Origin of the sequence: Coleofasciculus sp. G3-WIS-01 (assembly GCF_040223135.1) — a bacterium.
In the GTDB taxonomy this organism is placed as follows: domain Bacteria; phylum Cyanobacteriota; class Cyanobacteriia; order Cyanobacteriales; family Coleofasciculaceae; genus Coleofasciculus.
Genome location: NZ_JAVJZI010000285.1, coordinates 23155 through 36895 on the forward strand (window position 1 = coordinate 23155; position 13741 = coordinate 36895).

The 13741-nt window shown below is 44.5% G+C and carries 12 protein-coding genes; 6 read left to right on the forward strand and 6 right to left on the reverse strand.

Annotation, left to right across the window (positions count from 1 at the left end):
- Positions 1–286 precede the first annotated feature (286 nt).
- Together RIM23_RS30600 and RIM23_RS30605 are read right to left on the reverse strand one after the other, a co-directional pair.
- Positions 287–541: a glycosyltransferase gene (locus RIM23_RS30600; protein ID WP_446372284.1), complete on the reverse strand. Its 255-nt coding sequence runs from the start codon at positions 539–541 to the stop codon at positions 287–289.
- A gap of 117 nt (positions 542–658) precedes the next feature.
- Entirely contained in the window at positions 659–1732 is a 1074-nt protein-coding gene (locus tag RIM23_RS30605) for a radical SAM/SPASM domain-containing protein (RefSeq protein WP_446372269.1), read from the reverse strand.
- Positions 1733–2163: 431 nt separating this feature from the next.
- Here RIM23_RS30605 and RIM23_RS30610 point away from each other — a divergent pair, with 431 nt between their 5' ends.
- Positions 2164–3357, forward strand: coding sequence for a DNA double-strand break repair nuclease NurA (locus RIM23_RS30610; RefSeq protein ID WP_446372270.1), 1194 nt, complete (start codon positions 2164–2166; stop codon positions 3355–3357).
- Positions 3358–3478: 121 nt separating this feature from the next.
- Positions 3479–4117: a hypothetical protein gene (locus RIM23_RS30615; protein WP_446372272.1), complete on the forward strand. Its 639-nt coding sequence runs from the start codon at positions 3479–3481 to the stop codon at positions 4115–4117.
- Between the two features lie 498 nt (positions 4118–4615).
- On the opposite strand, the gene RIM23_RS30620 is transcribed toward RIM23_RS30615, so the two are convergent.
- Genes RIM23_RS30620 through thrC form a run of 3 tightly spaced genes read right to left on the reverse strand, consistent with a single transcriptional unit; the run spans position 4616 to position 6408 of the window.
- On the reverse strand, positions 4616–4891 hold the full coding sequence (locus tag RIM23_RS30620; RefSeq protein ID WP_446337847.1) for a MoaD/ThiS family protein: 276 nt from the start codon (positions 4889–4891) through the stop codon (positions 4616–4618).
- Between the two features lie 3 nt (positions 4892–4894).
- Positions 4895–5125, reverse strand: coding sequence for a hypothetical protein (locus RIM23_RS30625; protein ID WP_446372274.1), 231 nt, complete (start codon positions 5123–5125; stop codon positions 4895–4897).
- Entirely contained in the window at positions 5104–6408 is a 1305-nt protein-coding gene (gene thrC, locus RIM23_RS30630; RefSeq protein ID WP_446372276.1) for a threonine synthase, read from the reverse strand. Before thrC ends, RIM23_RS30625 begins: the two co-directional genes overlap by 22 nt.
- Before the next feature lie 305 nt (positions 6409–6713).
- Here thrC and RIM23_RS30635 point away from each other — a divergent pair, with 305 nt between their 5' ends.
- The 4 genes from RIM23_RS30635 (at position 6714) to RIM23_RS30650 (ending at position 13393) form a co-directional block, all read left to right on the forward strand.
- On the forward strand, positions 6714–10328 hold the full coding sequence (locus RIM23_RS30635; protein WP_446372278.1) for a WD40 domain-containing protein: 3615 nt from the start codon (positions 6714–6716) through the stop codon (positions 10326–10328).
- A 109-nt stretch (positions 10329–10437) separates the two neighbouring features.
- Positions 10438–10947 (forward strand): diguanylate cyclase, encoded by a 510-nt coding sequence (locus RIM23_RS30640; protein ID WP_446372280.1) that lies wholly within the window; start codon positions 10438–10440, stop codon positions 10945–10947.
- A gap of 230 nt (positions 10948–11177) precedes the next feature.
- On the forward strand, positions 11178–11489 hold the full coding sequence (locus RIM23_RS30645; protein ID WP_446337851.1) for a hypothetical protein: 312 nt from the start codon (positions 11178–11180) through the stop codon (positions 11487–11489).
- Positions 11490–11665: 176 nt separating this feature from the next.
- Positions 11666–13393 (forward strand): succinate dehydrogenase/fumarate reductase flavoprotein subunit, encoded by a 1728-nt coding sequence (locus RIM23_RS30650; RefSeq protein WP_446372282.1) that lies wholly within the window; start codon positions 11666–11668, stop codon positions 13391–13393.
- Between the two features lie 221 nt (positions 13394–13614).
- On the opposite strand, the gene RIM23_RS30655 is transcribed toward RIM23_RS30650, so the two are convergent.
- The coding region (locus RIM23_RS30655; protein ID WP_446365467.1) for a transposase at positions 13615–13741 on the reverse strand (127 nt) is incomplete at its 5' end.

Sequence of the window (13741 nt, forward strand, 5' to 3'; positions counted from 1 at the left end):
CCTCGTCAGTACTATTTGTTTAGAAACTTTATGCCAACGGCATCCAAGTTCTTTTTTGTTTAACTCTTCTTAGTCAGGGAGAAAGCATTTTCCGTTTATTCCACACACAGCTTTGAGTTAAATTAAGTCCCAGTTATCCAGCTTTTCCGTCTGGTTTAAACAATACTCTCTCATGAATGCTAATTGGATTGTCTTGACTTTAGAACATCTACCGCGATCAATTCAAGTTTATTTTATTTCACTTAATATTTAGACCTTAAATTTTACAATCTATGCATGAAGGAAGTCACAAACTGATACCACCATTATTTGCAATAATACAGGGTAGTCCACAAGCCATCGCTTCTAATACTACTGTTCCACCAGATTCTCTGATAGAGGGGAAGCAAAAAACATCAGCTTGTCGATAATAATTAAGGGTTTCTTTTTGAGGTATTTTACCAATAAACTTAATAACATTATTTAATTTAAGAGCCTGCACTCTTTTTTCTAGATTACTTCGTTCTTGTCCATCACCAACGATAGTTACAGCAGTTTTCAGCGCTTTTTACTCATATCTTCTCTCCTGAACCCAAATAGCTAAGCCCAAATGAGATAAAATCCCTCGACCTGAGAGCATAGTCTCGCTTCCTAGGCGAGGGATAATCGTAATTTTATATCAATTCCGCAGTAGCTTCATTCCCATCACAACTTTATCCATTAGCGTTTTTTGCGACACACAGGTAATTAAACAAAGTTTACCGCAGTCCAATGTCTGCTGGCGAATCTCTTTGGCTTTTTCCCCATACCAGATTTCTTTAGCACTCTGGTGTTTAATATTACCAATGACTGGATAATCATTACAGAGTTTCACATTCCCATCTGTTTCAATCCAGAAATTGCGAAGCCCAACTCGACAGGGACGAACGGATTCAGGAGCCTTTTCTTCACGGAAGTGAGGTAAGAAAAGCCGCAGAACATCATCACCCGTCATAATCGGCGCACCGTTTTGCTTCATTTCAATCAGGCGCTCAATTACCTGAGCAAAGTCTTCATAGTCTTCGGCTTTTAGCCACAGTTCATTATAGGTTTCTGGTGTCCAAAGATTGACGGGTTGGAAATTAACAGCCGTAGCCCCAATCTGTTGCGCCCATTCTACCAGTTCAGGCATTAAACGGAAATTGAGGCGATTTAATGTCGGTTTGACAATAATTGGAAAACGTATGTCTTGTTTTTCCTGTTCCTGACGTAGATACTTAATGCCGTTAGAAAGCTTAGTAAATAAACCTGGTTGACCCCGCAGGTACTCATGAAGTTCTGCATTGGGTGCATCCACTGACATATTTACATTAAAGGGACGCGCTGCTACAGTTTTGGCAGCATTTTCCTGGGTCATGCATGAGCCATTTGTGGTCACACCGCAGTGAATACCATTACTATTGGCAAACGCCAGTATGTCGAGAAACCCTTTTTTGATATAAGGTTCGCCGCCACTAAAGTTGATGGAATACTCGCCCACAAAGTCTTTTATACTGAGGAGGGCGCTTTTCCAATCCTCTACAGTCATTTCGTCTTTATATTTCGGGAGTCGCCAATACTCACACTGGCGACATTTAACATTACAACGTTCATTGATAATCCCGTAGAACGTAACCGGCTTTGTCCAATCTAATCCAGTTTGAATCCGCAGGGATTCGGCTACGGCATTTTCAGCATGTTTTACACCAAGTTTTGAAAGGGTTGCAACATCCATAATGCACCTCGTCAGTATTATTGATTAACAAACTTTATGCCAACGGCATCCAATTTACTTTTTCTTTAAATCTCATTCAGGGGAAACAGGTTTCAAACTATTCGCTACACAACTTCGAGCTAAATTAAGTCGCAGTTATCCAGCTTTTTCAATTTGGGTTACACAATACTCTCATGAATGCCAATTGAATTAACTTGACTCTAGGACAGCTACCGAGATAAATTCAAGCTTATTTTGTATAACTTAATATTTGGTAATTTAACCTTACAATCTTTGCCTTAAGGAAATCACAAAATGTAAAATTTGTTACAACGATTCCTAAGTAAGTCGGAGGTTTGCTTCGTTTAAGCAATAGTTCTAATTATTACTACTGAAATCGTTAAATAAAGATAACATAAATATACATATCCTGTATCGGGTACTATAATTTAATGCTCGATCTCACGAAACTCGCGAAACAAATCCCTGGAATTAGCCAGCATCTGAAAGGGGAGGCGCTAGCCAGTCGCCAACGCTGGGAACTGGCGCAAAAGCTGCTGCTGGAGACTAATCGCCGACAAGATGAGCTGATTCAATCCCACCAGCAATGGCGCGATCGCATAACCTTTACGGCGGCTGTTCCCGTCGAACCCCTGGATACTCGCCTTGATCTGGATTCCCCTCCCGAAAGCCATACTGTTTTTGCCACCGATGGGTCTCAAATGTCCCCCTCCCATCACGAAATCGCCTATTGTTATTTAATTAACGTCGGTCGGGTGATGTTGCACTATGGACAAAGTTTACACCCGCTCTTAGATAGCCTACCCGAAGTCTTTTACCGACCGGAAGATTTATATATATCCCGCCAATGGGGGATTCGTACCGAAGAATGGATGGGGTATCGTCGCACTGTGTCTGAGGTATCGGTATTGGCAGAAATGGCGTGTCGCTGGGTCAACCCGCCCGGTTCTCACTTTGATATTCCTAATCTGGCGATGGTGGATGGATCACTGATTTACTGGTTTCTGGAATCCTTACCCACAGAAGCGCGCGATCGCATCCTTCCCCCGATTCTAGCGGCTTGGGATCAGTTGCGATCAGTGAATGTACCGCTGATGGGCTATTTGAGTGCGTCTCGCAGCAGTGAAGCCCTACATTTTCTTCGGTTACAAGCCTGTGCTTATGACACCCCCAACTGTATCAACCATTGCGCCTCTGTTACCGATAAATTGCCTTGTCAGGTTGTTGAACCCTTACGTGATACGATGCTCTGGTCGAGTTTACTTGAACCCGGACAACGTAGTCCTTTATTTCGTAGTTCGGTGCGAATTTTGGATCTATACGATCATCACCGGATTTATTTCTGCTATGTTCACGTTGGTACAGAAATTGCCCGCATCGAAGTCCCAGAATGGGTAGCACAGGATACTATGTTATTCAATCAATCTCTAAGTTTAATGCTGGCACAAGTTTACAAAGGCTATGGCTATCCCATTGCTATAGCAGAAGCCCATAATCAGGCTGTGGTTCGAGGAGGCGATCGCGCCCGCTTTTTTAGCTTATTAGAACAGCAGATGATTCGCGCTGGGTTACAAAATGTAGGAATATCTTACAAAGAAGCCCGCAAGCGTGGCAGTATTTCCTAAGAATGAAGGGAAAGAATTTGTGTAGGGGCGGGTTTCACTATTATCATTTCTTTTTTACCCAGATGCGACTAAACCCGCCCTAACTGAGTGTTAAGAGCGGGAATAATTTTACAAATGACGAATGACAATTACAAGGAATTATCAAACTATGGTTAGCTTAGTCCGAATGCTGTCTACCCAAGATACAATTCTTAAACAAGAACCCATTCAATCCAGTTTACTGCCAAGCTATAAACTTCAGCCGATTCCGGCTAGCACGCTATTAGTCCTACAATCCTACACTCCCCCAGATCTAACCCGACATATTCGGATCAGTTTCCAGGATATTAGCTTTCAGGGCAGAAGTTTAAACTGGTATGCGTTTATTGAGCATGTTCAAATCACCAAAGAACCCCTGAGACCAACAGAAACGGTGGCACAGATGCTCTCAAAGCAAATAGAAAAAGATGTTGTCAAAATGATGGTTTACCGAAAAACATTGCCGCCTCAAGGGGGGTTGATCAAAATTGTCTTTAACGTGGATACCGTAGTTAAGCGTGCCCCGGTTCAATCTATGTATCTAAGTCCAAATGCCCTGCAACCGATTCCCGCCGGGACTGAACTGGTGATATTAACCAATAAACCTGATGCCTATAATATGGTATCGTTGCCAATTGAAGATTCTCACATAAAATTTACCCTCAAGGATGTTGAATTTAAAGGCTTTAGTCAAGATTGGTATGCCTTTATTAAACACGTTGGGTTGCAATTAGTAGGCTAATAATATAGAGTATAATTTCTTTAGAATTAGTTATGTTGGGGGGGATTATTGCCACCATTTACACGATAGGATATGACTCAGATACTGTTTGGCTTAATTATACTTAGGGCTTGCTGAATTAATCTGGAAGCTATACAAGCTATTGCTGTCCAATATTCGAGCAAATCAAACTAACAATTTAGCACAGTAACTACGGAAGACCCACAACTTCTGAGTGTTGCTCGGTTTATAATGTTTAGGATACTAAGCGTACATCGAAACAATATACAGCATTCATCTAGGGAAGTTTAGGAGTACGTCACTAAAACTATTTGTCCGATGAAATCTATCCTAGTTTTCGGTAGCATCAATCTTGATTTAGTTACCAAAACTCCCCGCTTACCTGTCGCGGGTGAAACACTATAGCAGTAGACACATCGATTAGGACAAACGAACTGTTGTAGAGACGCGCCATGGCGCGTCTCTACACCAAATTCGTAACGTTTTTTCTAGTTCCGATTAACCGCCAGCCACAGCAGGTACAATGCTGACTTCATCGCCATCGCTGAGTTGGGTATTTGTGCCATCGAGAAAGCGAATATCTTCGCTATTGACGTAGAAGTTTAAAAAGCGACGAGGCTTTCCTTGATCATCACACAAACGTCCTTTAATCCCAGGACAACTAATTTCGAGAGAGTCCAAAAGTTCAGCAACATTGCCAGCGCTGCATTCAATCATTGCTTTATCGTTGGTGAATTTCTGGAGAGTGGTAGGAATTAGAACTTTTACAGCCATAGATTAGGAATCAGTAGTTAATGGGTAGATGTTGGAAATGTTTCCCAGCAAAGACGTAGCATGATATCTCTCAAAACCAGGTTTCTTTGAGCCTAGGGTTGTCGGGGCGGGTTTAGTCACATCTGGGTGCAACAGAAACGATAATAGTGAAACCCGCCCCGACAGAAACGCCATGGTATGGAGAGACGCGCCATGGCGCGTCTGGAACATGATTAAACCAAGACTTGTTGCCATTCCAAACGGTCAAGGGTACGCGCCCGTTCTAAGGCTCGCTCAAAACTATCTAATTTCGGTTCAATGGTGAGGGGTTCACCAATATATCCTTGTACCGCTTCTTGGGTTTTTAGTCCATTCCCGGTGATATAGGCAACGGTGGTTTCATCGGGGTCAATTTTTCCAGCTTCCACCAATTTCTTGAGGACGGCTATTGTTGTACCACCAGCGGTTTCGGTAAAGATACCTTCGGTTTCAGCTAGCAGTTTCATCCCTTCAACAATTTCGGCGTCGGTGACGGATTCAATGGTGCCGTTGGTTTTCTGGGCGAGCTCTAGGGCATAGATTCCATCCGCTGGATTTCCAATCGCGATCGATTTAGCTATTGTACTGGGTTTTACTGGAGTCACGAAATCCCGTCCTTCCCGGAAGGCTTGGGCAATGGGAGAACAGCCTTCGGCTTGTGCGCCACTGAAGCGAACGGCTTTATCGGCGACTAAACCCGTTTTAATGAATTCTTGGAAGCCTTTATGAATTTTCGTGAACAGAGAACCGGAAGCTAGGGGCGCCACAATATGATCTGGTAGCTGCCAACCCAGTTGTTCGGCGACTTCAAAGCCCAGGGTTTTTGAGCCTTCAGAATAGTAAGGACGCAAATTAATATTGACAAATCCCCAACCCTGGGTATTGGCAACCTCACAACAGAGGCGGTTGACCTGATCATAGTTGCCTTGAACTGCCATTACTGTGGGGTTGTAGATTAATGTGCCTAAGACTTTACCCGCTTCTAAGTCAGCCGGAATAAATACACAACAATCGAGTCCCGCGTGTGCCGCGATCGCAGCGGTAGAATTGGCTAAGTTGCCGGTACTCGCACAAGATACTGTAGAAAATCCTAATTCTCTAGCTCTAGTCAGTGCGACGGAAACGACCCTATCCTTGAAACTCAGGGTGGGCATGTTTACCGCATCATTTTTAATATAAAGATTTTTTAGACCCAGGCGTCGTGCTAAGCGATGGGATTTGACTAAAGGTGTCATCCCTGTGCCTACATCAATAAGATTGTCTGTAGCTACGGGTAAGAAGGAACGATAGCGCCAAATTGAATTCGGTCCTGAGTGAATTGTCTCACGGCTAACGTGGCGGCGCAGGGCGTCGTAGTCGTATGTGACTTCCAAAGGACCGAAGCAGAACTCGCAAACGTGGATGGCTTGAGGTTCGTATTCGGCGCCACACTCTTTACAGGTGAGGTTTTTGAATGTGGCAGCGGTGCGGGATGTATGGGGGATGGTTGCCTGGGTCATGGGTGGTCTCTCTCTATTCGTCAACGTTTTGCTGATAGTATCACAGCTCAAAACTACCGTCAAATATACCCGACTTTTTTTGTCGGGTTTAAATTTTAGTGATCACGTAGTTCGTAGCTAGGGAAACCGGGGCTTTATCCATGCAGACAGGGAAGATGCTGACGGTGTTACCCTGAGTGCAAGTAACATTAGGGCAATCAGGGCGGGATTTACACAAACGCTATCATCAATAGCCAAGCCTAAAGTCCCATTACCCGTCCCCCATCCTATCTCTTGTCTCATCTTTCCAGATATTTTCAACAACGATGAATCCTTATCAAGTGGGTGGGAGTCTGCACAAAGATGCTCCCATCTATGTTCAACGAAAAGCCGATCAGCAACTGTATCAATTACTTAAACAGGGTGAGTTTTGCTATGTTCTTAACTGTCGGCAAATGGGCAAATCTTCCCTATTGGTAAAAACCTGCCATCGCCTGCAACAAGAGGGGTTTATTTGTGCCACCATTGATATGACCATGATTGGCTCGGAAACGATTACGCCGACTCAGTGGTATAAGGGACTGATTCTAGATTTAAGTCGAAAATTAAAACTATTTAAAACGGTTAATATAAAAACTTGGTGGCAACAGCAAGAGGATATTTCTCTACCCCAGCGATTCAATAAGTTTATCTGTGAAATAGTTTTAAATCAATTTGCCAACCAAAACCTGATTATTTTTATCGATGAAATTGATAGCATTTTAAGTTTAGATTTCCCCATTGATGACTTTTTTGCCTTAATTCGATTTTGCTATAACCAACGTACTTTAGAACCAGACTACAATCGCCTCACTTTTGCCCTATTCGGTGTGGCAACACCCAGCGATTTAATTACTGACAAAAAACGCACTCCATTTAATATTGGCAAAGCCATCGAACTGCAAGGCTTTAAACTGGAAGAATCTCAACCCTTAGCCAAAGGATTCAGCCAACAATTTGCTAACCCTCAAGCCATCCTCAAAGAAATATTAGCTTGGACAGAAGGGCAACCTTTTTTGACCCAAAAGCTGTGTCAACTGGTGCTGGAAGTAGCGCAACAGACAGTCAGTGAGCCGCTGAAAATTCCACCAGGAACCGAAGCCTTTTGGGTAGAATCCATAGTGCGCGATCGCATCATTCACCATTGGGAATCCCAGGATGAGCCAGAACACCTACGTACCGTCCGCGATCGCCTCTTGAGAAACGAAGCACGAGCGGGCAGATTACTGGGAATTTATCAACAAATTTTACAGGGTATTGATATCGAAACGGATGATAGTCGCGAGCAAACCGAATTATTACTATCCGGTTTGGTTGTCAAAGAACAGGGTATTTTAAAAGTAAAAAATCGCGTCTATCTAGCCGTTTTTAACCCCGACTGGGTTGAGAAACAATTAACCAATCTGCGCCCTTACTCTCAAACCTTAGCAGCTTGGGTAGGATCACAATTTCAGGATTCATCACGACTCTTGCGCGGACAGGCTTTAAAAGATGCCCAAACTTGGTCTCAGGGCAAAAGTTTGAGTGACTTAGATTATCAATTCTTAGCCGCCAGCGAAACCTGCGATCGCAATGAGGTTCAAAAGCAGATAGAAGCCGAACGCATCAAGGAAGTTGAAGCACGACTAGCTGCTGAACGTGAGATTGGCAAAAAACAGCGATTACTGTTGGTAACCGTTGGGATAATGTTGGTTCTCGTCAGTGGATTAGCCGGGGCAATTCTGGTGCAAAACCGCAGGTTAGCGATTAGTGAAATTGAGGCAATTACCACGTCTTCAGAAGCACTATTTGCCCTCGATCAACGATTAGATGCTTTAATTGCTGCCCTACGAGCCAAACAGAAATTACAAGCCTTAGGTCGAGTGGACACTCAGACAAAAAAATCCGTTGAAAAAGTGCTAAGAAAGGCAGTGTATGGCGTCAAAGAATATAACCGCCTCTCTGGTCATCGCCAGCAAGTACATGACGTAGAATTTAGTCCCGATGGTTCAATGATTGCCTCAGCGGGTGAAGATAAAACGATTAAGCTTTGGCAAACTGATGGAACGTTATTAACCACAATTAAAGCACACAGCGATACAGTAAAAAGTGTAACATTTAGCCCAGACAGTAAACTCATTGCTTCGGCAAGTAAGGATAAAACCGTGAAACTGTGGCGGCGCAATGGCACGTTAGTTGCCACACTTAATGGGCATAAAAACCAGGTCAATAGTGTCACTTTTAGTCCTAATGGTCAGGTGTTAGTCTCTGGTAGTGATGATCAAACGATAAGACTTTGGAGAATTGATCGGACTTGCATTAGTTCACAATCAACAATCAACAATCCCCAAGAATGCTTTATTCCTAAGATAATCAAAGAACATAGCGCAGAAGTTCGCCATGTAGCCTTTAGTCCAAATGGTCAATACTTTGCCTCTGCCAGTTGGGATAAAACCGTTAAAATTTGGACAGATAATGGTAGGTTGCTAAAAACCCTCAAAGGTCATGAGAGTTTGGTAAATTATGTAAAATTTAGTCCCAATGGTAAACTTGTGGCTTCAAGTTATATAGATGGAACAGTCAAACTCTGGCAGGCTGATGGGATGTTATTAAGAACCTTAGAAGGACATACTGATGGAGTTTTTGGTTTGGCGTTTAGCCCGGATGGTCAAACCCTTGCTTCTGCGAGTTGGGATCAAACCGTTAGACTTTGGCAAACCAATGGAACCGAACTCACTGTTTTGAACGGGCATCAAAATGGACTCTGGGCGGTAGCGTTTAGCCCCGATGGTCAAATGTTGGCTTCTGCGAGTTTGGATGGCACAATTAAACTTTGGACGCTGGGAAAAACCTTGTTAACTTTTCTCCAAGGACATCAGGATGCTATTTGGGGTGTTGATTTTAGTCCGGATAGTCAAACTCTGGTTTCTGGGAGTTGGGATGGTGAAATAAAACTCTGGCGACGTGATGGTGAGTTGTTGGCGTCTTTTGAGGGGCATGATGAAGCCGTGTTCGATGTTGCTGTTGCTCCCCCAGTGAATGCTAATAGTTCCTCTGAAAATGGTATTGTGACGAAGAAAGAAACTAATCAAGGCAATAGCGAAATTATTGAATCACTGTCAAGCAATGAGCTAATGATTGCTTCAGCGAGTGGAGATAAAACTATTAAATTTTGGCAAAGTGATGGGACTTTATTGAAAACGTTACGGGGACATAGTAGCACCGTTTACGGTGTAGCATTTAGCCCAGATGGTCAGTTGCTTGCCTCTGCGAGTAGCGATCAAACCGTCAAACTCTGGACGCGGGATGGTAAATTCCTTAAAACCTTAACCGGACATAACGATGCAGTTTATGAGGTGGTATTTAGCCCAGATGGTGAGTTAATTGCTTCTGGAAGTGAAGATAAAACGATTAAAATTTGGAAACAGGATGGCAGTTTACTGAACACCTTAACCGGACATGGTGATAGTATTCGTGCTTTAGCCTTTAGTCCCGATAGTCAACGCCTTGCGTCTGCGAGTTGGGACAATACGATTAAACTCTGGACAAGGGATGGCACATTACTAGCCACTCTAAACGGGCATCGCGATCGCGTCAACGATATTGCATTTAGTCCCGATGGGCAACTTCTGGCGTCTGCGAGTTTGGATAAGACGGTGAAGCTGTGGCGCAATGACGGTACAGTTCTCGTCACCTTAGAAGCCCATAGCGATCGGGTCTATGATGTTACCTTTAGTCCTGATGGTCGCACCCTTGCCTCTGCTAGTGTGGACAAAACTGTAATTCTGTGGGATTTAGACCAAATCATTGATCTCGATCAGCTCTGGGCATTTGGTTGCCATTGGGTGCAGGAATATCTGCGGACAAATTCCCAAGTGAAGGAACAGTATACAAAAATTTGTGATAATAGAGGTAAGCCTTAACCTAGCAGGTGTTTTAATTCTTGAGGACTGAAGACTAGCTATCTATATTTTTAAGAATACCGTGTGATCACAAAGAACACCAAACCTATAATTCTATTCCTTTGATAGTATGGATACTCTGACTCAGCTTGCGACTCGTCGTTATTTTGACCAAAAACTCGAACAAGAGTGGCATCATTTAAATGTAGAACAGTCTCCTCTATCCTTAATCTTGTGCGATATTGATTGTTTCAAACTCTACAACAAAGTCTATGGCATAGCAGCAGGAGATGAGTGTTTACGGCGCATTGCTTATTGCCTGCGTAGCTGTGTCAAACGAACAACAGATGTCGTGGCGCGTTATGGGGGAGAAGAATTTGCGATCCTTTTACCTCATACGAATGCCACGGGAGCGTTTCAAGTAGCAGAAAAGATGCGAGACAAGGTTAAATCTCTGGCGATTGAATTTAAACCGCCTGAGACGTTAAAGTTGCCTGCTTCTGTGGTAACGGTTAGTTTAGGTGTGGCAAGTCTGGTTGACCCCCATACTGACATCGATGCCTTGATTATGGCGGCAAATCAAGCCCTGTATCTATCGAAACAGCAAGGACGCGATCGCGTTACCCTGAGTTCAGTATAAGTCTGACTTGTTCCTTGAGTGCAACCAAGGGTCATGCATTCGTAGGGGAGAAGCATTCGCGTCCAGATGTCTCGGTTTTCTATCAACGTCCCAACGCGAATGCTTCGCCCAATTCCCAATCCCCAATTGTAAACAGATGTTGCGACCAATTTAAAAATATGTTGAGAAATGCGCCAAACCTCAAATACGGTCTTATCCTTGGAACTTAAAGAAATGTGTCGAGGTTGATAATGGAACAATTTAACAAATATCGCTTGATCTGCACCCTGAGTTTTGGCGATATCTATGGACAAATCATTGTGTGGTTAATCGTCATTTTCATAAGTCTTGCCTCTGCACTGGCGCTGTGGAGTGCCGAGCGCCAAATTTATGCATTGGCAACGGTGGGATTAGTCTTGGTCTTGTCTTTGCCCTTTTTACTCTTTGCCTTTGTGACCACATTGCTCAATCATATTGAAATATTAGCGATGGAAGAGCAGGAAACAACGGCTGCCAATCGGAGCAGTCGCGGTGCATCCCAACCGGCTCAGGCAACTAGCTAGTAATAGAAGGCTCAAGGCTCAAGGGCAGGAGGCTCCAAAGCACAGGAGCAGTAGTAGGGTGGGCAATGCCCACCCGCCTTAAGTCCCCCAAATTCAACGAAGTGACGCCTCAAGGCGCAACGGAGTAAGTTGGGGTAGTTGAATATTTATAACAGCAGAAATTCAATTGAGTTGAGATGCGAGAACACGATGTGATTATTGTCGGCGGTGGTTTAGCCGGGTGTCGGGCGGCGTTGGAAATTAAACGCACTGATCCGAAGCTAAATGTGGCACTAGTTGCCAAAACCCATCCCATTCGTTCCCACTCCGTTGCTGCCCAAGGGGGGATGGCGGCGACGCTGAAAAATGTGGATGCTGAGGATACCTGGGAAGCCCACGCCTTTGATACAGTTAAGGGGTCAGATTATCTGGCTGACCAAGATGCGGTAGAAATTCTCACCCGCGAAGCACCGGATGTGGTGATTGATTTAGAACATCTGGGGGTACTTTTTTCCCGCTTACCCGATGGTCGCATTGCCCAACGTGCCTTTGGGGGTCATTCCCATCGCCGTACTTGCTATGCTGCCGATAAAACGGGTCATGCAATTCTTCATGAACTGGTAAGTAATCTCCGCAAGAACGACGTGACGGTGTACGAAGAATGGTACGTCATGCGGCTGATTTTGGAAGATGGGCAGGCAAAAGGGGTGGTGATGTTTAACCTCCTGACAACTCACCTGCAAGTGGTACGGGCAAAAGCGGTGATGTTTGCCACAGGGGGCTATGGGCGGGTGTTTAATACCACCTCCAATGATTTTGCCTCGACGGGGGATGGCTTAGCCATGTCAGCTTTGGCGGGGGTACCGTTGGAGGATATGGAGTTTGTCCAGTTTCATCCAACCGGGTTATATCCGGTGGGTGTATTAATTTCCGAAGCGGTACGGGGTGAAGGGGCGTATCTGATTAATAGTGAAGGCGATCGCTTCATGGCAAATTATGCCGCGAGTAAAATGGAACTCGCCCCACGGGATATTACCTCACGCGCGATCGCATTAGAAATTCGTGCCGGTCGCGGGGTTTATCCGGATGGGAATCCTGGAGGTCCTTGTGTCTATCTGGACTTGCGGCATCTAGGTAAGGAAAAAATAATGAGTCGCATTCCCTTCTGTTGGGAAGAAGCCCACCGACTCGTCGGGGTTGATGCGGTATACGAACCGATGCCCGTGCGTCCTACAGCCCATTATTCCATGGGTGGCATTCCCGTCAATACCGATGGACAAGTGCGAAGTGGAACCGATGGCTTGATTGAAGGATTTTTTGCCGCCGGGGAATCCGCTTGTGTCTCGGTTCACGGTGCTAATCGCCTAGGGAGTAATTCCCTGCTAGAATGCGTAGTTTACGGCAGACGGACTGGGGCTGCGATCGCGCAATATATTCAAAACCGCAAATTACCGGACATTGATGAACAAGTCTATCTCAATGCTGCCCAGAATAAGATTAATGCATTGCTAGGTCAATCCGGAAGCCTACGCATCGATAAACTACGTCAAAACTTCCAAGACTGCATGACTCAATACTGCGGCGTCTTCCGCACCGAGGCATTAATGCAGGAAGGATTGAATCAACTGCAACAGTTGAAACAGCAGTACCAAAATATCTATTTAGATGACAAAGGAAGCTGCTGGAATACGGAATTAATCGAAGCTTTGGAACTGCGGAATCTCATGGTTGTTGGCGAAATCATTCTCACTTGTGCCCTAAATCGCCAAGAAAGTCGGGGTGCCCATTCTCGTGAGGATTATCCCCAACGGGATGATACCAACTTTTTGAAGCATACCCTGGCATACTATTCCTCAGCCGGAATTGATTTGCAGTACAAGTCAGTGGCGATTACCCGCTTTGAACCCCAAGAACGAAAGTATTAGGCACTTGTAAACTGTAGGGGCGCACGGGGCGTGCATTGGTGTCAACTTAAGCGCTAAAAGCAGGGGGAGCGGGGGGAGCAAGGGAAGTATTGCCAATACTTAATCTCAATAGCACGCTCCAGTCAGCATTTTGGGCTCACCGAAACCCCTGATATACCGTAGGGTGGGCAGTGCCCACCAGCCTTAAATGAAGTCATGCCCCATTTCCGGGTCTTCCGTACTTAGTGTGCTAAACTGTTAGGATAATGCCACAAAAGCAAAGCGCGTATAGTAAAATTTTTAAAGTTCCTGAAGCCAAATCCACACCGTTTTAATAGTTTCAGTTTATTGTTAACTCCTTCAACGACT

Excerpts from the sequence above, each read along its gene's own strand:
- RIM23_RS30605 (WP_446372269.1), bottom strand. The coding sequence starts at position 1,732 with ATGGATGTTGCAACCCTTTCAAAACTTGGTGTAAAACATGCTGAAAAT.
- RIM23_RS30610 (WP_446372270.1), top strand. The coding sequence starts at position 2,164 with ATGCTCGATCTCACGAAACTCGCGAAACAAATCCCTGGAATTAGCCAG.
- RIM23_RS30615 (WP_446372272.1), top strand. The coding sequence starts at position 3,479 with ATGACAATTACAAGGAATTATCAAACTATGGTTAGCTTAGTCCGAATG.
- RIM23_RS30620 (WP_446337847.1), bottom strand. The coding sequence starts at position 4,891 with ATGGCTGTAAAAGTTCTAATTCCTACCACTCTCCAGAAATTCACCAAC.
- RIM23_RS30625 (WP_446372274.1), bottom strand. The coding sequence starts at position 5,125 with ATGGCAACAAGTCTTGGTTTAATCATGTTCCAGACGCGCCATGGCGCG.
- thrC (WP_446372276.1), bottom strand. The coding sequence starts at position 6,408 with ATGACCCAGGCAACCATCCCCCATACATCCCGCACCGCTGCCACATTC.
- RIM23_RS30635 (WP_446372278.1), top strand. The coding sequence starts at position 6,714 with ATGAATCCTTATCAAGTGGGTGGGAGTCTGCACAAAGATGCTCCCATC.
- RIM23_RS30640 (WP_446372280.1), top strand. The coding sequence starts at position 10,438 with ATGGATACTCTGACTCAGCTTGCGACTCGTCGTTATTTTGACCAAAAA.
- RIM23_RS30645 (WP_446337851.1), top strand. The coding sequence starts at position 11,178 with ATGGAACAATTTAACAAATATCGCTTGATCTGCACCCTGAGTTTTGGC.
- RIM23_RS30650 (WP_446372282.1), top strand. The coding sequence starts at position 11,666 with ATGCGAGAACACGATGTGATTATTGTCGGCGGTGGTTTAGCCGGGTGT.